This window comes from Tenacibaculum halocynthiae (genome assembly GCF_964512825.1).
Classification (GTDB): Bacteria; Bacteroidota; Bacteroidia; order Flavobacteriales; family Flavobacteriaceae; genus Polaribacter; species Polaribacter halocynthiae.
Map to the genome: position 1 here is coordinate 356,518 of NZ_CAZELG010000028.1, position 23,266 is coordinate 379,783.

Consider the following 23,266-nt stretch of genomic DNA (forward strand, 5'->3'; position numbering starts at 1 on the left):
TTTAATGTCTTTTAACCTCAATTTTTTCTTTTAAAAGTGAATAAGTTTTCCTAGAATTTACTATAGTTGTATCAAAAGGAAAAGCCTTTTTATATTCTATATTAACTATAGGTTGATTAATATTTATTAATGCTGCTTCAACTCTGTTATTATAAGTAGCATTTATTTTAGTATAACTATAACATAATTGTTCCCCTTCTTTTAGTTCTTTTTCCCAATCTTCTAACTTCTCATGACTACTTACTCTTTCTAATATGTTATCTGCCTTTCCGATATAGATTAATCTCTTTAGATTTACTTCTTTCATCTCTTTATTATATAAACATGATTGTACAATATAAACACCTGAAACTTTTGGTAAATTCGAAATTCCACTTTCTAACCAATAACCATTAAACTCTTGATTGAATATTTTTTCTGCCATAATTTTTATTAGTTTTTGCACCCATTTTTATTACAAGTTAATCTTTCATTTGTACTTTTCCAATGCTCTGGATGCTCTGTCGTGTCAAAACCACAACCAGTAGTTCCTCCTTTACTTCCTTTATGAATTTCGTTTGTAGGTGAATGTTTTACTGCCATAAATTCTAATATTTTTTAAGTTAATACTAACTCAAAATTACTTCGCTAAAAACAGAAAACCCTACGGGTTTCCGTAGGGCTCTATTAAAATATGTAAAGTTCTTTTAAATCAATCCGAAATCTTTAGTAATTGCTATTAACTGTGTAGGGTTATTAGCATTAAAGTTTTCTTTTAAAGTTTTTAACCGTTTTTCTACTGAACTAATACTATTTGGTTTTATATTACTTTCTTTAAGTTCAATACTAATCTCTTTTTGATCCTTTCCTTCGGCTAAGTGTTTTAATAAAAACACATCGTAATCAGTAATTTCAAAAGTTTCTTTACTTCTTAATGTATGTGCTAATTGATGCGATATAAAAAACTCTCCATCAAAAACTTTTTTTATTGCATTTTTAAGTTCTCTTTGTCCGTTAACCGATTTCCATACATATCCATTCACTACTAACTCATTACATAATTGTTGTACTCTATAGGGTTTATCTTCAACAGAAAAAACAATAGTTTGCAATGTAGCTTGTAATTTTTTAGCTTCTTTTATTAAATCTTCTCCTGATGTTAACCGTTGCGGATTAGGATTTTCAACAAATGATAAATCACTAATTAACAAATCGAATGGTTCGTTATCTAAAAACGCTTTTTTTAATTTTAAAAACGCTTCATCACAATATTGTGCATATTCTATTACCGGAATTTGTAAGCTTTCTAATGCCATTTTAATCCCACTAGACATAAAATCGACATCTTCTGCTATTAATACTTTTTGAAACATAACTACTTTTTAAATTGATATTTTGCCTGAAATCCTTTTTGCATTTCTGATTCAAAAATAATAGAACCTCCTATAGATTTTATACGGGTTTCCATATTTTGGAGCCCATTTTTTATTTCTAATGTATCTACTCCAATTCCATTGTCTTTATATTTCACCTGTAATGTTTCTTTTATTTGTAAAAATGAAACTATTACCAAATTAGCTTTACTGTATTTTTTCATGTTAACTAGTAATTCCTGTAGCACTCTATAAACAACTATTTGTTTTTCTTTAGAAAGCTCGTTAATTGCTATTTCTGAAAGTCCTTTACTCATAACTTTACAACCATCGACAGAAAAATCAGCAAATAATTGTTTTAAAAAACCTTCAAATTGATTTCCAGTAAGTACAGGACTATTTTCGTGTGAGATATTTCTCGTTTGCAAATATATTTTTTCTAAGTCTTTTAATAAGGAAGAATCTTTTACATCATTCTTTTGTAATTTACTCATTGCTAAATAGGTATCATTTGCCAATTCATCATGAATTTTTTTAGCTAAGCGTGTTTCTGTCTTGTAAACTTCAATTACTTTTTCTTTTTTGGTTTTTGCTCTTTTGTAAAAGATGTAGATTATAAAACCTAACATAGTAGTTAAACCAATAAATATCCAACCTTGCTTTTTTGTTTTTTGTTCTTCAACATCAATTTGAGCTTTTAATTTTTGCTTTTCTAAAAGATCAAAATTATATATAGTTTTAACTAATTTGTTTCTAGATTTTTTTCTAGCATCTACGATACTATCTTTTAAAAAATTTCTTTCGTTAGCATATTTTCTAAGTACATTTCCTTTAACTAAATCTAAGTTAATTAGCTTATCTATTGCTTCAATTCTATCATTAGGCTTTTTTATTTTTTTTGCTAATTCATACATTTTATTAGCATATAATAGTGATTTTCTTTTATCTTGTCTGTAGAAATAATCTGACAAATATGAATAATTAGTAATTACTCCCTCATTATCATTTATACTATCCTTTAATTGTTGAATTTCAAAAAAGTCATTAACATCTATTTCTTTACCTTCTAAAAATTTTGTGTACGTGTAATTATCTAAAATTTTAAACTTTAACTCTAAATCTATACTTTTAAAAAAAGTATTTTTTATAATACTCTTATATATATTTATAGCTTTATTATATTGTTTATCATGCTTATAAACAACTGCCTTATTTGCTATATATCTTATTTTTTTAAAACTTTCACTTGTTATATTTATAGCTTTATTATAATATTTAATAGCTTGATCATAATTACCTTGACTTATCGAACTAATTCCTAAACAATTATAAGCAGAACATTTTATTTTATTAAATTTGGAATCATTTTTTGTATATCTTAAACATTCAATAGCTGAAGAATCACTTTTTAAATAAAACTCATTTTCGCATTCTATTTTTGCTAAAGCAAGTAACCTTCTTGATATGTTAAAACTGTCTTTAATAGCCATTGAAACTTTTTTAGATTTCATATACCAAAAATATGCGCTATCATTCGATTGTTTTTTTTTATTGTATAACCCTTTTTTGTAATAAGCATTTGAAAGAAGAATAGAGTCTTTATATAAAAAAGCTATTTTTAAAAGTTTATCAGAATAAAATAAAGCACTATCATATAATTTTTTTTTTGATAATTGTTTTGTCAATAAATCAAATTTCCGATATTCTTTATGATAAATTTTTTCTTTATTTTTTTTAAATGTATAACATGAAGAAAAAAATATCCCCAAAACAAGGAAATACTTTACATACAATTTCTTATTCTTTACTTTCATAATACTAAAGTAATTTTTATTAGTAAAAAAATAAAACTAATAACCACTATTTTTAAACAAAAAAAAGAAACCTTCTAGAGAAGGCTTCTTTTTTAATTGAATGTTTTATTCATTAATTATTTTTTTCTGTAGATGATTTACCACCTTCTTGAGTGGGGTCTTCATCTTCTTCATCTGGATCCTGATCATTTTCCCCCCCAGTATTTTGAATTTCTAATTCTTGTTGTTCTTGAATAGTATCTTCAGTTAAATCTGTACATGATGTAAACACTCCACTTATTACTAAAACTGCTATAAAAATTATTTTTCTCATCGTATTAAAATTTTTAATCTTTTAAAATTTTTGAGCATTAGTTTTCTTTTCCGAGCTTGATTGCTCAGTTCGATATAGTGCTTGGAAAAGCCTAAAATTTTAAAAGAGTCTCGAGCCTCTTTTGTGGAAAGTGAAGATGAAAATCAGTAGTATTTAATAGCTTTCCTGTCTAAGTAAATTCACTGATTATACATCTGTTAACTAGAACTAATCGATTTTTTGTTTTTTGTTTTCTCGATCAATTCTGGTACAAACATAGAGTCGATTTCAAAGTTCTTGTAGAAAATGAATGGAAAAGAAATAGAAAAGAATTTTCCATTTTACGGGTTTCCTTTTCCATACTTTTTCCATCCGTTTTACCTTTGGAAAAACTAACAGACTACCATGGGAAATGATATAAAAACTATACTAAATGAAGTTGATTTTCTTTTTTGCATTAAACATATATTTAAATGCTTCTCTACTAGAAAAGACAAAAACAATCCTTTAAAAGAATTGTTTACTGAATTATTAGAGGCTTTAAGAAAAGATAAAAACGTTGAGAATAAAACCCAAAGTAGATGCTTTATTTACTTTGTAAATGAATATCTTGGAAATGATGCTCCTAACCCCAAATACCAAGTAACTAAAAAAACTCTCTCAAATTATTATGATAAATATGTAAGAAATATTAATAATGGTGCTGGTAATCCTAAAGTAGAATTGAAAGATTTAATTGCTCATTATTTAAGTTATAAAAATTATGAAGACTTTTTAAACTCTACTAAAAAAAAGAAAATTTGCCTTATTTGTATTACTAAGTATAAAAAATCATTTATAATTACCCTAATTCCTATACTTGCTATTCCTTTCTTCTTTTATTATAATTACGAAACTAGCAATTGCATTGTATGGAATAAAGATCATTATGAAAGAACAACTTGCACTACAGAAGGAGCTATTAGTGATACATTGTATCATATAGATATTGCTCGTTTTAAAAAAGTAGTTCTTACTAAAAATATGGAGTTTTTTACTGAAGGTGTTCCTAATTACTGGTATGGTAGCAATAATCAAGGAAAACGTGAGTTTTTTACAGCAAGGGGTATTCATCCTGAAACTAAAAGAGAATTAGATGAAATTACTGAATATATTTTAGAACAGGAAGGTTTGATTAATTATTAAAAATAACTTTTTCATTTGTTTTAAAGAATCCTTTTTAAGTACTTTAGTAAAAAAATAGAGTCTACTTTAGTATATGGATGATTTTTTAATAGATATTGGAAAACGTATTAAAGAAATACGTAAAAAACAAAACATAACCATTAGCAATTTAGCTAGTAATGCTGGTGTTAGTAATGGATTAATTTCAAGGATTGAAAACGGAAGAACCATCCCTTCTTTACCTGTATTTTTAGAGCTCATTTCTGCTTTAGATATTGATGCTAGTACCTTTTTTGAAGGTATTGAAAAAAGAACTGGTGCTAAATATATTCATGTTAAAAAAGAAGAACAACAACTTTTAGAAAAAGAAGTTGAAGCAAAAGGGTTTACTTATTTTCAAATTTTTGGTAAAAGCATGCATGCAGTTGGCTTTGAAGCTGTAATGTTAACTGTATCTCCAAATTCAAAAAGAGAAAAAGTAATTACTGACGCTTGGGAATTTAAATACATTATAAAAGGAACTTGTACTTATTTAATAGATACTACTGAAGTAATCGTTTCTGAAGGTGATTCTCTTTATTTTAATGGTCGTTTACCACATGTTCCTGTAAATACTAGTGATGAAGATTGTATTATGCTTGTTTTATATTTTTTTTCAGATAATAACTAAAAAATAAAAGCATCGCCATTAGTTTGAGATCTTACCTTTTGCTAACGACGAGCTTTTTAATTAAAGGGGAATATTAAATTATTATTATTTTAAACCTGGCCATGTAGAGTTGTTTATCGGTTTTGGGTATCCTGAAACTGCTTTATCTAGTGTTTTATTATACTTAATATAAGTATTGTTATTTAAAAAGAAATAGCAATAGGTTAAATTCCAATCTACTGCTGCTGTTATTTTAGCTCCATAATTACCTAACCCTGGCCATGTAGAGTTGTTTATCAGTTTTGGATATCCTGAATCTACCTTATCATTTGTAATACTATAACGTAGGTACGTTCCGTCATTTAAAAAGAAATATGCTTTTGAGTTATTCCAATTTATTGCAGCCACAATTTTTTTAGCATACGCTTCTAAACCTGGCCAATTTTGATTTGTTACTGTAATTGGATACCCTGCATCTGCAGTGTCAGTATTCATATCATATCTAATATATCGTCCATCGTTTAAAAAGAAAAACCCCTTATGATTACTCCATTTAAAGGCAGCACTAATTAAATTTTTATAGTTTCCAAGACCTGGCCAAGAGGAATTATTAGTTTGTATTGGATACCCACTATCAGCTTTATCTAATGTTTTATTATAACGAACATACTTTATATCATCTCTAAAAAAGTAAGCTTTATTATTTATAAAATCATTCCAGTCTAAACCAGCAATAATATTTGTATTGTTTATAGTTACGGAACTAGTTTGTCCGTTTAATAACAACGTATAATTAGTATCTCCTTTAGAAAGTGCAGTATCTACATAGTATCCTTGTAAACTATTTACACTTGTTAAAAATTGATTGTTTCTATAAATTTCTATGTTGCCTGATGAAGAAGCATGCCAATACAAAGTATTCGAATTTTTCATCATTACTTTTTGAGCTCCTACCTCACCTATTAAAGATGTTGATGTTAATTGCCATTCTTTTTTTATTGGAATATTTAAATGTGTTAATACAGTTGGAATAATTGAAGTTTGTGCAATATTTCCATAAATACCATTAAAATCTTTATTAGGTATAGTTCCTATGTAATTATTAAATTCTGCATTCCCTAGTTTATTCATTCCTACAAAAATTGTTTTTTCAGAAGTTGTTTGATTTCCATGGCCATACCCACTATTTTCTCTTCCGTGATCAGTAGTAACAATAATAAGCCAGTCTTCATTTTTTGTATTTATTCTATTTTCTACAGCATTCATTATTGTACCTAATCGTTTGTCTGCTCTTGAAATAGCACTATTATAGCTTGAACCAAATCCACTTGAATGGCCAACTCCATCTACCTCATCTAAATGAACAAAAAGAAAATCTGGATTGTGATTTGTAAGCTCATTGACAGAATTTTTAACCGCATTATCATCACTACCTCCCTGATGTTTATAATTTATAAACTGTAATTGATCTCTTAAAAAATCATGAATAGGTGACCAAGTAGCAACACTTGCTGTTTCTAAATTATTATCATGTTCTTTTATAAATTGAAAAACGCTTTTAACTTTAGACTTATGTGAGCTACTATTGTTTGGTACTCCATGTTTATTTAACCATACTCCTGTTAAAATAGTTGTCCAACCTGGTCCACTTTTAGTTTTTTGTTCAGAAGTTGTTCCTGTGATTCCTCCAGAAAACCCTTTCTTTATTAATAACTTATCGAGATTAGGTGTGGCTGTATTACTAATTTTTTCTATTTGCAAACCATCAATTCCAACTAATAAAACTTTCTTTTTTTTAGAAGTTTTTTCTAGTACTACTCTTTTTTTTGTTTCTTTTGTACGATGAATTTCGTGCTCATTTTGACATCCAATAAATAATAATATTGTTATTAAAATAACTTGTTGAATGAAGGGTGGTTTTCTCATAATTTATTTACCATTAGTTAATTTATACGTCAAAAATATACTATTAGTAAACAATATTCAACGGTTTTTTATAGTCTTAAAAGAAACTTAATTTAGGTAACATTTAAACAATGATTTAAAAACAAGTACTTTACAATAATTTAATTTAAAGAATTGACATATTTCAATTAAGCTATCTTACGTATTTTCAAAATTTCATTTATTCTTTTTTAGTGATTTTAAGAGTATCTTACTAACTACTTAAAAATTGATTTAAAAGAAAACAAATACCCCATAACTCTTTATATTTTTTACTTAATTGAATAATCATATTTATATTGATACATTATCTATATCAACTAATGAGTTTACAATAAAATCAGGGTTCATTGATTCTAATTGTTCTTTCGTTTGTGCACCAGATAATACTCCTACAGTTATTCCACAATTAGCATTTTTACCTTCTTCTATATCAATTGCTGAATCTCCTGCTTTTAATACAAGTTTTGAATTTTCAATATTAAAAATTTTCATCGCTTTATATATCATATCTGGGTGTGGCCGTCCTCTTTCAACATCTGTCGCTGTTAATAATAAGTCATATTGTTTGTTTTCTTCCCATTTAAGTTTTTGAAGTAAAAAAGTAGCTATTTCTCTACTGTATCCAGTATTTAGAACAACTTTTATCTTTTTATTTCTTATTTTTAATAATACATCTTCTACCCCTTCAATTGGTATTACATTTAAATTCTCATAAGCTTCATTTAATAAAATTTTAAAGCGATTGAATATTACAAGTGATTCATTTATTTTATTCGATTTTATATGCTTTAATATGTCTTTTATAGCTTGATGCTTCTCTTTTCCTGCACCTATTTTTAATACTAAACCTAAATTTATCTCTACACCATGCTCTATAATAGCTTTATGTAATGTTTTATAAACTACATTTTGCTCATTTACTGTTGTTCCGGCCATATCAAAAACAACCATTTTAATCTCTTTTAACATCATTCTATTTATATAATTCTATAATATTTTGTTTTGAATACCCAGCACTACCAGTCATTCCTTTACCGCCTATTCCTGTTACTATGTGAATATTACTTCCAATAGTGTGCTCAAATAGGTCTTTTGTTTTACATTGACTATAAAAACCTGCCCATCTATGTTGAATTTCATAAGTAGGTAAATCGATGATTTTTTTAGCTTCATTAATCATAAAAGCATCAATTTCTTCTTTTAAATCAAACCCTAAACTATCTATATTATTTGCTGAAGCATATTCATGAGAATCACCAATAATAACAGATCCATCCATAGCTTGTTTAAATAATATATGTATCCCATATTTTTTTTCAAAACTATTCGGGCTTTCTTTCGTTTTCACATCTTTCCATGACGAACATTCTTCAAAAGCCTCATACCTACGAATTGTTAATCCCGTTAATATTGAACCTTTTAATTGATAGTTTATTTGTGGTTTAGTTTGCATCATTTGCAATTTTGATACTACTAAATCACTTTTATTGTATATTGAAGGGAATAGCATTTTAAAATCATTACCATTACATATAATCGTTTTAACCGATTTGTATGTTTGTCCTTCAGCTGTATATACAATTGTTTCTCCATTTGACTCTTCAACATTAACAACTGAGGTATTAAATAAAATGGTAGCATTTAACTCTTTTTGCATATACATATGCAAACGATTAATCATTACCCTAGGCTCTACTGTTACTTCATCTGGAAAAAACAATCCTGCTTTACAATACTCTTTTTTAAGTCCACTATACTTATCTAAACATTGTTGTTTCGTTAATAATTGTGAACTATAATTATTGTTTTTATTAATTTGATGTAATTCTTCTATTAATTGTACTTCATCATCATTAGAAGCTAAATAAACGGTACCATTCTGTCTAATTGAAATATCAAATTGATCTTGGATTTCTTTATAAATATTTAAACTTTCTCTTCCATAGTTTTGCCATTTCTGATTCATCCCAGAAGGCACTACTTGACCAAAATTTCTAACAGTAGCACCTTGTGGGATACTGTTTTTTTCTAAAATTGCAACTCGTAGCCCTTTTTTTAGTGCATGGTATGCATGAAATGTTCCTAAAACACCACCTCCTACGATTAATAAGTCGTATTTATTGTTCATAAACTAATTGCTTTATTGTAATTGATTTTTTTTGTTTTTTCTTAAAAAAGTAGATGCTATATATCGTTATTAGAAAACCTAAAAAGCCTAAAATATATAATGAATCTATAAAAAATGATAACCAGGAAATTGAAGCCTTTCCAAAGTTTTTATATATTAAAATTAAAATACTACCTAAATATCCAAATGCATCTGCTATGTATATTAAAAAACCAACATTTCCGTTTATTTTAAAAGTTGCAATCATTCTATCGAAAAATATTCCATTAAACGGTACATATGAGCTATATAAACCTAGCCCAGATATTATCATCCATATAAAAGGTGAAATAACTCCCAATTGAAATAAATAAGTTGAAATTAGTATTGATATTGAGCCTATAATTAATACATAATGATAATACATAAATGCTTTATAGTTTGTAGTAATACTACCTATATAACCTAATATAAAAAGAACTGTTAAGGCTATTGGTATTTCAGATATTGTAAAAATAGTTGCGTCTTTATAGCCTAATGCATCCCATATTTCACGTGCAAAATTGTCTCTAAAATCTCTTATTGAAGTTAAGGTTATGAAAAAGATTACAATAAGAGTTAATGGTGTGGCATATTGTTTAAATATAGTTCTACGTTGATTCTTATTTAATGGTTGTCGAATTGTTTTTAATAATTGATCCTCTTCTGTTGGTTGTGGTAATTTTTCTAATAAAAAAGCAAATAAAACTAAAGGTGTTATAAATAACAATCCAGTTACAAAAGGCATCCAGTTTTCAGAAACATTAAGAGCATCTATTGTCCATTTCCCTATAGATTTCACAACCCCTGATGATACTATAAAACTAGATGATAAAATCACCCCTAATAATTCAGATGCCTTACGTCCTTCTATATAAGAAAAAACAATTCCCCAAATCATTCCTAAGGGTAATCCATTTAAAAATAAACATATGATTGTATAAGGTGCTGGAATAATAGCAAAACCTAATAAAGCCAATTCAGCAAATAGAATAAACCCAATTAAATATAGTATTCTCTTTTTTGATTTCATTTCAGAAATCACTTTTATTCCAAGAAATTTAGATATTGTATACCCTATTATTTGGGCAATAATTAATAGTATTTTGTAATCTATCCCCCAAAATACTTCATTTGAAAAAGTAGCTACTGTAAAAGGTTTTCTGAAAGCATACATACAAAAATATGTACCAAATGCTGCTAAAGATGCTTGTAGTATAAAACGTATATTCATAGTGTTTTTTTAGTCAAACGAGCTCGATAAACGTTGAACTTATTTAAGTTAATAGAAATGGTGTTGTTATTGTATTATTGGTAAATTTTCTTGATTAACCTCAGCGCTAATAACGTTTACTTTTAACAATTTTTGAATAGTACTTGCTATTTGGTTGTTATATAACTGTAATTCACTTTTCATTTCACCTTTAGCTTCAATATTAGGCCCTGAAACTGCTAACCAAGTCTCATCTGAACCTTTTACTGTGAAATTTTGACCATGATATTTTAAATTTTGACCATGACTTTTCCAACTTTCTAATGGTACAGTACCCCTTCCATGGTCTGTTGTTATTATAAATGTGGTTTTTCCTTTATAATATGTATTAGATTGACAATATTCCCATAATTCTTTAATCATGTTATTTGTATTTTCAATAGCTAATAAATAATGAGCGTAATCTCCATCATGAGCAAAATCATCAGTTTCGCCATAAGATATATATACTAGTTTAGGTTTACTCTTTTTTATAAACTCGAGTGCATAATTATGAGTAAACATATCTTGTCTAACTGTTTTCCATGGTTGTATAGCCTGTTTCTGTAACCCATTTAAATACTTCTCCTTCTTTGTTAAATCTTTTCCCTTAGCTTCTCTATATCCTGCATTAACATAAATTCCACTTCTTTCTTCATTAATTATATATGGAAAAACATCCCAACTTCCAAAAGCACCTACTTTACCTTTATAATCTGGTAAATTATTCACTAATTCTAAAATTGTTTTGTTAGGATTATTTACTTTATCGTTACTATTAATTCTTGAATCATCAGCAAAGCCACATAAAATCTCACTATATCCTGGATAAGAAAACCAATGAGTATTCTTTAAATTTACTTTATTACTATATTTTCTGTTACCATATAACTGACCATTTTTAGCTATTTTATTCCAAAAGAAAGGTGATAATAACTGTTTTCTTTTATTTGGTGAAGTTTTCCAGTATTTTGATTTTATATAAGCTGAGTCTTTGGTATATTTAGCATTATTAATTAATAATGAATCTGCTCCTGTAAAAAGCTCTTGCCAACGAACTCCATCTAAAGTAATTAAAAATACTTTTTGACTTTTATCTTCGTCTTTTTTAATCTCCTTATTATCTTTTATAATTTGAGTATTGCATCCTATTAGAATAGATACAAAAACAACTAAATAAATTATTGTTAGTTTCATAATATAAATGCCCGTTATAAAAATAACGGGCAATGTTTAAATTTTTTATTTATCCCACCATGATTTAGAATTGTAGTCATTTCCACTATTTAGCCAACCTAAAGCTTGAGAGTAATTTGTTTTATTAGTAAAAGTTTCTTCTGTTGGATACTTAAATCTAACAGGAATTTTATCGCTATTACTATTATTTAAAGCTGGATTTAACGTAGGAAAACCTGTTCTTCTATAATCAAACCATGCTTCATGTCCTGACATTATATTAGCTAAATATTTTTGATTTATAATGTTCTCAAGAGTTCCTTTCCATAAACCTTTAGAAGTGTTTGATAAATAATCAGAAGGAAGAGTTATTTTTTTATAGTTAAAATTCGCTTTTATAGCATTTTCATAATGCTGTTGAGCATTTGATGTTATGTATCCTTTTAAAGCAGCCTCTGCCAATATAAATTCTTGCTCATAGTAAGTTATAAATACCATATCTAATACATCTGCTGCTCTTAAATTACTACTTAACCCTGTATAGTTACCAGCTCTATCATTAGATCCTGGTACAATTCCTACATAATTACCTGTATCATTGGGTTTAAAGTAAAAAGCTAATCTTGGATCATCTTTATCTTTCAACATTTTTAGAACTGTTGTAGTTATACTGTATAAAGAAAAGTCTCCATCTCTTACTTTAGATAAAAACCAATGATTCGGTTCAGATTGAAAAGGTAATATTGCATTATCTGTATTTGATGAAAAAATATTTCCTGAAGCTACAATTTGCTGAATTTTAGTAGCAGCTGCAGGGTAATTACTACTAACTCTTAATAAATAACGTAATTGCAAAACATTAGCTAATTTAATCCAACGCTCTCTTTCTCCTGAGAACATTATATCTCCAACTATTGCTGAATTATCTGTAGAAAGTGTTGAAACTGCTTTAGAAAGTAAATCTAAAACTCCGTTGGTAGCTGTATAAATTTCTTTTTGTTGATCATATTTAGGAGTTAAATTATTTTTATCTCCAGCTTCAAAAAATGGAACAGGACCATATAAATCTGTTAACTCTGCTCCTATTACGGCTTTTAATATTTTAGCTACTGCTTTAGTAGATGTGCTAGTTTTATCTCCATTTATAACATCATTCATGTCAGCAAGTACCTTATAATTAGTTACCCAAACAGCACTATTGGTTTCTATTTCGTATTGATCTACATCATTAAAATCAAACTTACCATGATACTGCATTAATGTACTACTAAATGTAAAACCGTTAGTTGCAGTTTGATTTCCTATCGTATATAATGCATTTGTTAACAAATAACTTGCTTCAGGCTTAGTTGGTTCATTAGGATTGATATTCAATTCCGTAAGATCAGTACAAGAGGAAAAAACTACAATTATCCCCAATAATATGCTTTTAAATAAATTACTTTTTTTCATTTTAATATTTTTTTTGAATTAGAATTTAAATAAAAAGTTAATTCCGTAACTTCTTGATGATGGGTACGATACATCCTCTATACCAGGTACAATATTACTTCCTTGTAAAGCTAATGTCTCTGGATCAAAATGTGGATTTGAAGAAGGAGTCCATAAAGCTAAATTTCTTCCAACTAATGAAATTCTTAAGCTTTCCATTCCTAATTTTTCAGCAAATGAATTAGGAACATTATATCCGAATTTCACTTCTCTTAATTTTACATAAGTTGCATCTACAATTCCAGTTTCTTGATTACTTTTTCTATTGTATAATGGTTTATAGTATGACCACCACCCTATTGCATCAGCACTAGTTAAAGGTTGATAAGAACCATCTGTCATTTCTTTTACTCCATCAGGAACAATGTCTTTATAGTCATTTCTATCAAGTGAACCTTCTAAGTTACCTGCGTAAGTACCTACTTGTTTTGTTCTTGATATTAAAGTTCCACCTTGTTTCCAGTCAACTAAAAAAGAAAAAGAAAAACCTTTATAATTGAATGAATTATTAAAACCTACTGAAAAATCAGGATTATAATTACCTAGCAACTTTAATTCATCTTCAACTATAGGAGTACCATTTTTATATATTATTTTTCCGTTATAACGTTTAAATCTTCTTCCATACATATTACCTAGCCTTTCCCCTTTTCTTGCTTGAATAAAAACTTTTGATCCTTCAGCAGAATACACAGAAGCAAAATTTGTGGTTAATACATCACCAGTACCCTCAGGTAACTCTAAAACTTTACCAACATTTTTTGTGAAGTTTATGCTTGATGCCCACTGGAAGTTATCAGTTTTAATAGGCTTAACAGTAACTAATGCTTCAATACCTTGATTTTGAATTTTACCTCCATTAATTACTTGTCGTTGATACCCTACTGTATTTGATATTGGAACACTAATAATTTGATCTTCTGATATTGATTTATAATAAGTTACATCTAAATTCAATCTATTCCCAAACATTCGTATATCTGTTCCTACTTCATAAGAAGTAATTTGTTCTGGTTTCAAATTCTCATTTAATAAAACATTTCCTCTACTTAATGTTCTATTCCCTGCATATGGAAGTTGATATTGGTATGGTGTTTTTAAATTATAAGGTTCTGTATCATTACCTACTTTTGCCCATGACGCTCTTAATTTAAAAAAGTTAAATGCCTCTGGTAATTCAAAAATATCACTCATAATTGCACTTAATGATGCTGATGGATAAAAATAGGAGTTATTATCTTCTGGCAATGTTGAAGACCAATCATTACGAGCTGTGATATCTAAAAAAAGTTTGTTATCAAACGACAATCCTACAACTCCATATATACTTCTAATTTCTTTTTCTAATTTATATTGATCAGTAACTAAAGGCAGTGCTGAATTTTTTAAATTATAAATTTCTGGAATTACTAATTTATTAGCAACATTAGATAAAAAATTAGCTTCTTGTTGCATTATATTTCCTCCGAAATCAACACTCAATCCAAAAGAATCATTAAGGTCTTTCTTATATGATAATAACACATCAGTATTTACTTCTTTAAAATCTACTCTTTCATCTTTATAAGCTCCGTTTAAAAAGCGTTGAGTACTATAAGCTCTTTTTGATTCCCGCTTATCAGCATAATAATCCATACCACTTCTTGCTTGTAATTTTAAATTATCAGTAAATTGGTATTCTAACTTTATATTTCCTAAAATTCTATGCTTGTCAAATGAATTTGTATTTTCATTTAACATGAAATATGGGTTATCATGCCATGCATAATTATAATTAAACTGCTCTAAGCCTTCATAACCTCTTTGCCAGTATTCTTTTAATGAATTTGTATTTACAGTTCTTCCATACCATGTAAATATGTACATTGCAGACTCAGAACCGTACCCAGAGCTTGGACGGTTATTACTTTTTGAATTAATATAATTAGTTTTTAATGAAAGTTTCATTTTATCAGTTACATCTACGCTTCCATTAACTCTAAATGATTTTCTAGTTAAGTCTGTATTAGGAATTATACCTTGGTTATCTAGTAAGCCTAAACTAAATAGAATATCTGATTTTTCTCCTCCAAAACCAACTGATGCTCCTATAGTAGAGGTATAACCTGTTCTAAAAAAATCTTTAACATTATTAGGTTTTGCTTCAAATGGTGTTGCAATGATATCATTAGGTGCTGTACTTGGTGAAATTATTCGTCCATCAGCATCTCTAACCCAACCTCTAGCAAAAATATCTCCAGCTCTTAAGCCATTAATTGTTGGGCTATCAAATTGTGTTATTAGTTGTCCATTTGCAAGTGGACCCCATGAAACATCCTCTTGATCATTAGAACCTAATGAATTATTTAAACCATCTACATATTTAAAATCTCCTGCCCAACCTTGACCGTATTTATTTTGGTATTTAGGCAAACGTAAAACACTTTCCATTGTTAAACCTGTGTTTACAGAAACTTGTAGTTTTTTGTTCCTTCTTACAGATTTTGTATTGATTAATATAACTCCATTAGCACCACGAGATCCATATAATGCTGTAGCACTTGCACCTTTTAAAACACTCATGCTTTCAATGTCATCTGAATTAATCTCAGCTGCTCCATTTCCGTAATCAACTTCTTGCATTTCACTCCCTCCTGTGTTCTGCATAGTACTTAAATACGTTCTATTATTAATAGGAATACCATCTACAACAAATAGAGGTCCATTTTTACTCGAATTTAAAGACACTTCCCCACGAATAACAACTCTTGATGAAGATCCAACCCCTGATGATCCATTAGTTATTTGTACACCAGCAATCTTACCGTTTAAAGCATTTACTAAATTCGTTTCTTTTGCTTCATTTAATTCCTTTGGCTTTAGAGTAGATACCGAATATCCTAAAGATTTTTCTTCTTTCTTAATACCTAGTGCAGTTATAACAATTTCATTTAACTGCTCAGACAGTTGTTTTAAAATAACTGTTTCAATATTTTTAGTTTCTCCTGGAGAAATAGTAATATTTATTATCTTAGTTTCATATCCTATAAAAGAAATACTTACAACTAAATTTCCTGGTTTTACATTGTCAATTTTGAAATTTCCATCAAAATCTGTGTTTGAACCTTTTGCTGTGTTTACAACCTTAACACTTGCTCCTGGTAATGGGTAAGTTCCATCACTTACAACTCCTTTTATGGAGGCATTTTGTGCATAAAAGCTTATACTTACTATAAAAGTAAATATTGTTAATAATAATTTTCTGTTAGCCATCTTGTTTTCTTTGTTTACAATAGTTAAAAAATAACACCACAAATCAACATTTTTTTTATTATTTGTAAATATTTTTTATGTTAAGAAAACTTTTACGAATCGATACTATTATGTAATTTTTAAGTTAACTATGTAAAGTTTTATAGTATGACTATACTTAAATAATAGGCTAAATATTTAATAGCAAATGATTAAACTAAAAATGGCTACTCATATAAATATGAATAGCCATTATTTAAAACTAAATTACTGGTGACTTACTTTTTTATTGTTTGATAAGACTTTTATATACTGTTTCTCTCATTTCTTTTGCTGAAATAAACCAACCGCCATATTCTTTTTTGTAGTCATTAATTATAGCTTCATCTTTTGAAATATCTTCCAATGTTTTTCCTTCTTCTATAGCTTTAGCTATTCTGTCTCTTACGGTAGTAAGCATTTTAACATATGTCTTTAATTCATTTTTAGTAGCTATACTTCTATGTCCAGGAATAATTTTTGTTTTATCATCTGCTAATAATAACACTTTGTTAGCTGATGCTATATAACCATCAATACTTCCACCATTATCTAAATCTATAAACGGGAATTTTCCTTGAAAATAAGTGTCTCCCATATGTATAATATTACTGGTCATAAAGTAAACATGTGCATCACCATCAGTATGTGCATTATGAACATGTGAAATAAGAATATCTTCACCATTTAAGTGTAACATCATATCTCTTGAAAATGTCACTATCGGTAATTGTTTTTCTGCAGACGGCTGTACTGTCCTCCCCCTAACTACCTGAACTTTTTGCATTCTTTTACGTACATTTTCATGTGAAAATATTAATGCCCCTTTATCTTTAAAACTACTATTACCACCAGTATGATCTCCATGCCAATGGGTGTTTACCAAAAACTTAATAGGTTTATCAGTTATTTTTTTTATTGCTGCTATTATTTTACTTGACACTTGTTTAAACTGACTATCAATCATAAACACTTCTTTATCAGAAATGAATATACCTATATTTCCTCCCATACCTTTTAACATGTAAATATTATCTGTTAATTTATGGGGTATTATTTGAATCTCTTTTTTTTGTGAAATTCCCTTTATACTTATAAGTAGTATTAGTAGAAGAAGTATTCTTTTAATTTTAATCATTTCCTTAATAGTTTATGCTTTACAATATATGGTTAAAAAACTAGTTCTTTTTTTAGTTATTTAGACTAAATAAATATTATTTTTGTGTTTTTTACTACCCTTCAAATGATAAAAAAAACTAAAACTACTTTTAATACTATTCTTCAAGAAGAAAAAGTATATAATAATTGTGGAATTTATTCAAAACACTACTCGATTAGTCAAAAATATGGCAAAGGAACATTAGTTAGTCATTCTTTTGACGGACTTTTTATTGAATACTTTCACGGAAATTTTAATGAAAATTATATTTTTGAGTCTAAACCTCTTGTTAATACGTTAGAGGTATCAATATTAACTCAAGGTGGAAAAATAATTAATTGTAAACATACTGGTGAAGATTTGGTACATGAAGAACAGGAAACATTCTTATCTTTTTCTGAAAATCTCAACGGATTTGTAAAATATTATAAAAATGTAGTAGTAAGAGAAGTAAAAATTAAACTTTTTTATGAGTTTATAAAGAAGCATCAATTAATCAGTTTGTTTTCTACAGTACAAGAGTCAACTAATAAAAATAATTGTAATAGTTTTATTATTCCTATTTGTGATAAAACTCAAAATATTTTGACTGAACTTTTAACTGATAATAGAGTGGGTATTTTGAAACGTTTATTTTTAGAAGCCAAAGTATTAGAGCTAGTATCATTACAAGTTGAACAACAAAAGAAGGAAAATAATGGTACTGAAAGCTTAGTGAAAAAATTATACACAGTTAAAAGTATAATTTCTTCTAATTTAAATGAACAATTTTCTATTAAAAAATTATCAAAAAAGGTTTTATTAAATGATACTGTATTAAAAAAAGAATTTAAACGTATTTTTAATAGTACTATTTCAGAGTTTTCAACTTCCATGAGAATGAATAAGGCTAAAGAGTTGCTTTTACATACTACCAAACCTATTTATGAAATATCAGATATCGTTGGTTATAAAAACCCCACTCATTTCTCTGCTGCTTTTAAAAAAAATAGTAGTTTAACACCTAAGCAATACAGAAACACTTATTGTGAGGTTTAACATATTGTTTTTATTTAACCACTTGTTTTAATTTTCTTTTTTGTGCATTAATAATTAATTCCATTCTTCTTAAATCTTCCGGTTGCATGTTTAAACAAGCATCAACCCAAGTATCAGTTATATCTAATAATTCTTTCTTTTGTAATGGAAATACCTTCTTAATGTTTTTATAATGACAATATTTAAAATTAAAACTGCTATTGTTTTTTTTTATATACTTCACAATAGTTTGCATTCCCTCCTCTTCTTCAATACTATCTAGCAATGCATATTCTTCCATATCTTTAGCGGTATACACTTTACCACTATATAATATTTCTGTGGCTGTTTTAATGTTTAATTTCCTGCATAAAAAACTATAAGCTCCCATTCCTGGAAAAAGGTTAAACTTGTTTTCTGGTAAACAAAACTTAGCTTTTGTATTTGCTAAAATTATATCATGTGCTAAAACACATTCAAATCCTCCACCATATGCATTTCCTTCAACAAGAGTTATATTTAAAACAGGTAAATTAAATGATGTATAAATATTATAAATGGCATCTATACACAAATAAGCATACTCTTCTAATTTTTTCTTTTCTCTATTTTTAATACTTTTAAAAAAGAAAGGTAAATCTCCTCCTAAATTATATACTTCTTGGTGACTAGATGATGATACAATATATTTTAAGGGATACGATTTATCAGAAAACATTATTTGAAGATCTTTAGAAAATCTTTGAAATTCTTTTAAGATAGCTAATGAAAAATTAGGTATTCCTTCTGTTTTTATTTTCCACAACACCAATTCATGTTCAGGAAAATAATTTACTTCTATATTTTTATATTCATTTAACATTATCAATTCTTTTTATGCTTTTTGTTTGCTTAACCATGCTTCATCTCGATATTCTCTTGCTTTTTTACCTCCATCAAGATGATTCCAACCAGGAGGCATAAAAACATATTTAACTTTATCTAATAACTTAGGTGCTTTAACTACATCTGACCATAATTCTTTCCACAATAAAAACTGTACATGCCATATGTTTTCGCTATCTAACTTATCATGCATTATTCCATATAAAATTTGCTCATCTTTTAATTCAGTTTGAAATGTTCTAAAAATTCGATCCCAAATACTAAATGTTTCTCCGTAATTTCTATCTAAATAAATATGGTTTTTTGCATGATGTACTCTATGTACAGAAGGGGTTATAAATATTTTTTCTAACCAATAATGTTTGCCCATAAATTTTTCACTTAAATGTGAATATGTAGCATACAAACGTGCAATAGGCTCAATAATAAAAATCATTAGTGGATGAAAACCTAGAATAGGAAGCCATATGAAATTAAAAGGAGTAAAAACAAAGTCGAAAATAGAGCCTCTAGCAACCACTGTTAAATTCATATCTTCTGCAGTATGATGAACTCCATGTATACACCATAAAACTCGAACTTTATGGCCTAAAAAATGAATAAAAAACACTGTAAAATCATATAATAAATACCCTACAATCCACACATACCACTCAAAATTAAGATCAAAAAAACGATGTTCATATAGCCAGAACATGGTACCAACAATCATAACTTTTGAAAGTAAAAAATAAGGTATACTTTGAATTAAATATGATATTATACTTACAATTCCTTCTTTTTTACTTTCAACGTAATTTGTTATTATAAGTATTCCCCATTCAACTAGCATTAATATAAGTACTATTAAACTCATATGTTGTAGTTGGCCTACCATGGTTTCAATGGATAATAAATTCATAATTATTTATCTCTTTTTTTTGAAAAAGTATTTTTTAAAAACGTACATATTTGATTTAAAGCGGCTTTTGAAGCTTCAGTTTCTTTTAAAGCATTTAACACAATAAAATCATGAATAGTCCCCCCATAACGAGTAGATATTACTGGTACATTTGCTTCTCTTAATTTTTTAGCATACGATTCTCCTTCATCTCTTAGTACATCATTTTCAGCAGTGATTATTAATGCTCTTGGAAGTCCTTTCAATTCTTCTTTTGTAGCTTTTAATGGTGAAACAGTAGGTAGATTTCTAAGCTCCATTTGAGGAGCATAAGAGTTCCAAAACCAAATCATTGCATCTCTAGACAAATAATGCCCTTTTGAAAACTTTTCATAAGATTGTGTATTAAAATTAGCATTCGTAACTGGGTATAATAATATTTGTGCTAATAAATTAGGACTTTTTTTATTTTTTGCCATCATAGCAACTACCGTAGCCATATTACCTCCTACACTGTCTCCGCATACAATAATATTACTTGAATCTAACTTATTCTTTTTTCCTTCCTTTTCCAACCATAACAATGTAGCGTACCCTTCTTCATTTGCTATTGGATATTTTACCTCTGGTGCTCTAGAATATTCAACAAAGACAACGGCAACCTCAGCTTTTAAAGCAATATCAGCTAACAGTCTTTTATGAGTAGAAAAACTATTTAAAATCCATCCACCACCGTGAAAATAAACAACTACCGGTAACCGTTTTCGCTTTCTTTTTTTAGGCCTTATTATTTTAATGTTTAATTCTCTATCTAAAAATGGAATTGATTTATGTTCTATAAACACATATTGATTCACAGACACCTCTTTTTGTAAATCTTCCATAGCTTGCCTTGCTATATTTAAAGGAAGTTCTTGAATAGGTGGCCCTTGATATGCATGAATGGTTTCTAAAAAAATTTGCACTACTGGATCTAAACCATAACTACCAGCTAAATTCACTTGACTAAAAGAGTTTACACTTTTTAAAACAAGCAATAAAACGATTAACTTAATTTTCATTTTTTGTAGTTTTATTTAATTGCTATTTGTTTCTCATTTAACTCTTCTACTCTTTTTTGTTTAATCGCTTCTTGAATTATATTTTTAAACCACAAAACAGTAAATGTTATTAAAGTAAATACTACTATAATTGCTAGTATTTTCAATTGATGAGACTGTTGAGAGTATCCAAAAAACAGGATTCCCCAGTAAATTACTACCCATTGAATAAAATAGAAAGAAGTAACGTTTTTGCTAGCATATTTTATAACTGAAAATACTTTAGGGTTAATATGCTTTACAATGATATTTCCAAACCAAATTAATAGAAGATTTATTCCCATTAATACAATGGTTCCTCCAGGTCCTAAATGGTAGTAATCTCCAAAGTGATATTCATAGTTTATATAGCATAATCCTCCTCCAAATAAGAGCATTCCTAATCCGTATGGTAACATTTTACCAAACATAAAACGTAAGTCATAGTTTTGTTCTTTGTACCACATACCAAAGAATAAACCTATTAGAATAAACGACATCCATGGGAACACTGGAAAGTAAACATTATAGGTTTTTGCCCATAATAAATCACATATATAATCGATACCTATAATATCAAACCTGAATCCACTAACTGCTCTTGATGTTAGCATTATGATTAACGCTAAAATTAAAGCGGCATATTTATTTTTAATTACTTTAATGATAATCCCCATAATTATTAAAGATATACCTGCTAATTGTAATATGTCACCTAACAGCGTATAAAAAATATAGTTTTTAGGATCTCCTGGAGTTAATCCATTAGCTTTTATAAAATCTTCTGGAAAACCTCCAAATACGACCATAGGAATTATAAATCGCATAAGATTTAACAGGTATCCTAGCATTAAAATTCGTATTCCTCTAATAAGTATTTTTTTCATACTTAGATTTCCTGAGAAAACAAATGATAACCCCATTACTACTAAAAACATTGGAGTTCCTTTTTCTGCAACTTGAATTATTTTTCCTAGCATGCTAGTATTCCAAGTATCCATTGTAGAATACACAATCATTACATGTACAGGTATCATTAATAATACACTTACTCCACGTACAAAATCAATTGCTTCTACTCTTTTATTATTTTTTGTTTTTGCTTCCATTATTATTGTTTATGCCAGCTTATTTTTTTTGATATTGGTTTTCTTTTTCTATTTACTTTGGGTAAATTTTCTTTTAGATATCCCATATAAAAAATTCCTAAGCACTTTTCATTTTCTTCAAGTTTTATTGAGTTATTTACATAATTTATAGTTGCTTCTCCAGTATCCCAATAACTACCAATATTAAGACTTGTACAGCTTAACCACATATTTTGTACTGCACACGAAATAGCGGCTACTTCCTCCCACTCTGGTAATTGAAATCTACTACTTGGTTGAAATATCAAAACCAATAATGTGGCATTCTTAGGATATGTTTTTGTTTCTTCAAATCGTTCTGTAGAAAATTGTTCATCATCATATAACTCTCTGTAATAATTTGCCATATAGTTTCCTAAACTCTTATGATGCTTTCCTTCTAAAACTACAAACCTCCAAGGTTGTGTTAGTTTATGTGTTGGTGCCCAAATACCATTGTTTACAATTTCTTCAATGGTACTCTTTGCTATTTTCTTATCTAAAAAATCAGTTGCATAATGACTTCTTCTTTTTTGAATAACCTTTGTTAACTCTTTAAATAACAT

General features: G+C 27.9%; 21 protein-coding genes. 3 read left to right on the forward strand and 18 right to left on the reverse strand.

From position 1 onward, the window contains the following. Window position 1: 1 nt before the first annotated feature. From ACKTTQ_RS10825 to ACKTTQ_RS10845, 5 genes are all read right to left on the reverse strand, one after another. Window positions 2-424, reverse strand: coding sequence for a GIY-YIG nuclease family protein (locus tag ACKTTQ_RS10825; RefSeq protein WP_299133796.1), 423 nt, complete (start codon window positions 422-424; stop codon window positions 2-4). An 8-nt stretch (window positions 425-432) separates the two neighbouring features. Next, a complete protein-coding gene (locus ACKTTQ_RS10830) occupies window positions 433-582 on the reverse strand; it encodes a hypothetical protein (protein ID WP_299133794.1) in 150 nt (49 codons plus the stop codon). A gap of 104 nt (window positions 583-686) precedes the next feature. Continuing rightward, window positions 687-1,352 carry a helix-turn-helix domain-containing protein gene (locus ACKTTQ_RS10835; protein ID WP_299133791.1) on the reverse strand — a complete coding sequence of 222 codons (666 nt, stop codon included), beginning with the start codon at window positions 1,350-1,352 and terminating at the stop codon, window positions 687-689. A 2-nt stretch (window positions 1,353-1,354) separates the two neighbouring features. Then, entirely contained in the window at window positions 1,355-3,166 is a 1,812-nt protein-coding gene (locus ACKTTQ_RS10840; RefSeq protein WP_408049206.1) for an ATP-binding protein, read from the reverse strand. Window positions 3,167-3,278: 112 nt separating this feature from the next. Beyond that, a complete protein-coding gene (locus ACKTTQ_RS10845) occupies window positions 3,279-3,479 on the reverse strand; it encodes a hypothetical protein (RefSeq protein ID WP_408049207.1) in 201 nt (66 codons plus the stop codon). A 384-nt stretch (window positions 3,480-3,863) separates the two neighbouring features. Here ACKTTQ_RS10845 and ACKTTQ_RS10850 point away from each other — a divergent pair, with 384 nt between their 5' ends. Then, window positions 3,864-4,643 carry a hypothetical protein gene (locus ACKTTQ_RS10850; RefSeq protein ID WP_408049208.1) on the forward strand — a complete coding sequence of 260 codons (780 nt, stop codon included), beginning with the start codon at window positions 3,864-3,866 and terminating at the stop codon, window positions 4,641-4,643. Between the two features lie 73 nt (window positions 4,644-4,716). Beyond that, complete coding sequence (locus tag ACKTTQ_RS10855; protein ID WP_408049209.1) at window positions 4,717-5,292, forward strand: helix-turn-helix domain-containing protein; 576 nt, start codon at window positions 4,717-4,719, stop codon at window positions 5,290-5,292. An 84-nt stretch (window positions 5,293-5,376) separates the two neighbouring features. Here ACKTTQ_RS10855 and ACKTTQ_RS10860 read toward each other — a convergent pair whose 3' ends face one another. The 8 genes from ACKTTQ_RS10860 to ACKTTQ_RS10895 form a co-directional block, all read right to left on the reverse strand. Continuing rightward, on the reverse strand, window positions 5,377-7,197 hold the full coding sequence (locus ACKTTQ_RS10860) for an alkaline phosphatase family protein (protein ID WP_408049210.1): 1,821 nt from the start codon (window positions 7,195-7,197) through the stop codon (window positions 5,377-5,379). Window positions 7,198-7,509: 312 nt separating this feature from the next. Next, window positions 7,510-8,190: a phosphonatase-like hydrolase gene (locus ACKTTQ_RS10865; protein WP_408049211.1), complete on the reverse strand. Its 681-nt coding sequence runs from the start codon at window positions 8,188-8,190 to the stop codon at window positions 7,510-7,512. Between the two features lies 1 nt (window position 8,191). Beyond that, window positions 8,192-9,346 (reverse strand): TIGR03364 family FAD-dependent oxidoreductase, encoded by a 1,155-nt coding sequence (locus ACKTTQ_RS10870; protein WP_408049212.1) that lies wholly within the window; start codon window positions 9,344-9,346, stop codon window positions 8,192-8,194. After that, on the reverse strand, window positions 9,336-10,598 hold the full coding sequence (locus ACKTTQ_RS10875) for a DUF5690 family protein (RefSeq protein WP_408049213.1): 1,263 nt from the start codon (window positions 10,596-10,598) through the stop codon (window positions 9,336-9,338). The genes ACKTTQ_RS10870 and ACKTTQ_RS10875 overlap by 11 nt, the downstream gene beginning before the upstream one ends. Window positions 10,599-10,664: 66 nt before the next feature. After that, a complete protein-coding gene (locus ACKTTQ_RS10880) occupies window positions 10,665-11,813 on the reverse strand; it encodes a phosphoglyceromutase (RefSeq protein WP_408049214.1) in 1,149 nt (382 codons plus the stop codon). A gap of 45 nt (window positions 11,814-11,858) precedes the next feature. After that, window positions 11,859-13,244 (reverse strand): SusD/RagB family nutrient-binding outer membrane lipoprotein, encoded by a 1,386-nt coding sequence (locus ACKTTQ_RS10885; protein WP_408049215.1) that lies wholly within the window; start codon window positions 13,242-13,244, stop codon window positions 11,859-11,861. Between the two features lie 18 nt (window positions 13,245-13,262). Further along, complete coding sequence (locus tag ACKTTQ_RS10890; RefSeq protein WP_408049216.1) at window positions 13,263-16,535, reverse strand: SusC/RagA family TonB-linked outer membrane protein; 3,273 nt, start codon at window positions 16,533-16,535, stop codon at window positions 13,263-13,265. A gap of 265 nt (window positions 16,536-16,800) precedes the next feature. Further along, complete coding sequence (locus ACKTTQ_RS10895; protein ID WP_408049217.1) at window positions 16,801-17,691, reverse strand: MBL fold metallo-hydrolase; 891 nt, start codon at window positions 17,689-17,691, stop codon at window positions 16,801-16,803. A 105-nt stretch (window positions 17,692-17,796) separates the two neighbouring features. On the opposite strand from ACKTTQ_RS10895, the gene ACKTTQ_RS10900 reads away from it, so the two are divergent. Beyond that, a complete protein-coding gene (locus tag ACKTTQ_RS10900; protein ID WP_093871106.1) occupies window positions 17,797-18,750 on the forward strand; it encodes a helix-turn-helix domain-containing protein in 954 nt (317 codons plus the stop codon). A 10-nt stretch (window positions 18,751-18,760) separates the two neighbouring features. Here ACKTTQ_RS10900 and ACKTTQ_RS10905 read toward each other — a convergent pair whose 3' ends face one another. The 5 genes from ACKTTQ_RS10905 to ACKTTQ_RS10925 are packed head-to-tail and all read right to left on the reverse strand — an operon-like array spanning window position 18,761 to window position 23,266. Continuing rightward, on the reverse strand, window positions 18,761-19,591 hold the full coding sequence (locus ACKTTQ_RS10905; protein WP_093871105.1) for a crotonase/enoyl-CoA hydratase family protein: 831 nt from the start codon (window positions 19,589-19,591) through the stop codon (window positions 18,761-18,763). Between the two features lie 12 nt (window positions 19,592-19,603). Then, window positions 19,604-20,515, reverse strand: coding sequence for a sterol desaturase family protein (locus ACKTTQ_RS10910; protein ID WP_218131774.1), 912 nt, complete (start codon window positions 20,513-20,515; stop codon window positions 19,604-19,606). Between the two features lie 2 nt (window positions 20,516-20,517). Further along, complete coding sequence (locus ACKTTQ_RS10915) at window positions 20,518-21,555, reverse strand: alpha/beta hydrolase (RefSeq protein WP_299133753.1); 1,038 nt, start codon at window positions 21,553-21,555, stop codon at window positions 20,518-20,520. A gap of 11 nt (window positions 21,556-21,566) precedes the next feature. Then, window positions 21,567-22,682 (reverse strand): heparan-alpha-glucosaminide N-acetyltransferase domain-containing protein, encoded by a 1,116-nt coding sequence (locus tag ACKTTQ_RS10920; RefSeq protein WP_113787082.1) that lies wholly within the window; start codon window positions 22,680-22,682, stop codon window positions 21,567-21,569. A gap of 2 nt (window positions 22,683-22,684) precedes the next feature. After that, window positions 22,685-23,266 (reverse strand): nitroreductase family protein, encoded by a 582-nt coding sequence (locus tag ACKTTQ_RS10925; RefSeq protein WP_299133750.1) that lies wholly within the window; start codon window positions 23,264-23,266, stop codon window positions 22,685-22,687.

What these genes read in the sequence shown, in the direction of transcription:
- ACKTTQ_RS10825 (WP_299133796.1), bottom strand. Translation starts at nt 424, where the DNA reads ATGGCAGAAAAAATATTCAATCAAGAGTTTAATGGTTATTGGTTAGAA.
- ACKTTQ_RS10830 (WP_299133794.1), bottom strand. Translation starts at nt 582, where the DNA reads ATGGCAGTAAAACATTCACCTACAAACGAAATTCATAAAGGAAGTAAA.
- ACKTTQ_RS10835 (WP_299133791.1), bottom strand. Translation starts at nt 1,352, where the DNA reads ATGTTTCAAAAAGTATTAATAGCAGAAGATGTCGATTTTATGTCTAGT.
- ACKTTQ_RS10840 (WP_408049206.1), bottom strand. Translation starts at nt 3,166, where the DNA reads ATGAAAGTAAAGAATAAGAAATTGTATGTAAAGTATTTCCTTGTTTTG.
- ACKTTQ_RS10845 (WP_408049207.1), bottom strand. Translation starts at nt 3,479, where the DNA reads ATGAGAAAAATAATTTTTATAGCAGTTTTAGTAATAAGTGGAGTGTTT.
- ACKTTQ_RS10850 (WP_408049208.1), top strand. Translation starts at nt 3,864, where the DNA reads ATGGGAAATGATATAAAAACTATACTAAATGAAGTTGATTTTCTTTTT.
- ACKTTQ_RS10855 (WP_408049209.1), top strand. Translation starts at nt 4,717, where the DNA reads ATGGATGATTTTTTAATAGATATTGGAAAACGTATTAAAGAAATACGT.
- ACKTTQ_RS10860 (WP_408049210.1), bottom strand. Translation starts at nt 7,197, where the DNA reads ATGAGAAAACCACCCTTCATTCAACAAGTTATTTTAATAACAATATTA.
- ACKTTQ_RS10865 (WP_408049211.1), bottom strand. Translation starts at nt 8,190, where the DNA reads ATGATGTTAAAAGAGATTAAAATGGTTGTTTTTGATATGGCCGGAACA.
- ACKTTQ_RS10870 (WP_408049212.1), bottom strand. Translation starts at nt 9,346, where the DNA reads ATGAACAATAAATACGACTTATTAATCGTAGGAGGTGGTGTTTTAGGA.
- ACKTTQ_RS10875 (WP_408049213.1), bottom strand. Translation starts at nt 10,598, where the DNA reads ATGAATATACGTTTTATACTACAAGCATCTTTAGCAGCATTTGGTACA.
- ACKTTQ_RS10880 (WP_408049214.1), bottom strand. Translation starts at nt 11,813, where the DNA reads ATGAAACTAACAATAATTTATTTAGTTGTTTTTGTATCTATTCTAATA.
- ACKTTQ_RS10885 (WP_408049215.1), bottom strand. Translation starts at nt 13,244, where the DNA reads ATGAAAAAAAGTAATTTATTTAAAAGCATATTATTGGGGATAATTGTA.
- ACKTTQ_RS10890 (WP_408049216.1), bottom strand. Translation starts at nt 16,535, where the DNA reads ATGGCTAACAGAAAATTATTATTAACAATATTTACTTTTATAGTAAGT.
- ACKTTQ_RS10895 (WP_408049217.1), bottom strand. Translation starts at nt 17,691, where the DNA reads ATGATTAAAATTAAAAGAATACTTCTTCTACTAATACTACTTATAAGT.
- ACKTTQ_RS10900 (WP_093871106.1), top strand. Translation starts at nt 17,797, where the DNA reads ATGATAAAAAAAACTAAAACTACTTTTAATACTATTCTTCAAGAAGAA.
- ACKTTQ_RS10905 (WP_093871105.1), bottom strand. Translation starts at nt 19,591, where the DNA reads ATGTTAAATGAATATAAAAATATAGAAGTAAATTATTTTCCTGAACAT.
- ACKTTQ_RS10910 (WP_218131774.1), bottom strand. Translation starts at nt 20,515, where the DNA reads ATGAATTTATTATCCATTGAAACCATGGTAGGCCAACTACAACATATG.
- ACKTTQ_RS10915 (WP_299133753.1), bottom strand. Translation starts at nt 21,555, where the DNA reads ATGAAAATTAAGTTAATCGTTTTATTGCTTGTTTTAAAAAGTGTAAAC.
- ACKTTQ_RS10920 (WP_113787082.1), bottom strand. Translation starts at nt 22,682, where the DNA reads ATGGAAGCAAAAACAAAAAATAATAAAAGAGTAGAAGCAATTGATTTT.
- ACKTTQ_RS10925 (WP_299133750.1), bottom strand. Translation starts at nt 23,266, where the DNA reads ATGTTATTTAAAGAGTTAACAAAGGTTATTCAAAAAAGAAGAAGTCAT.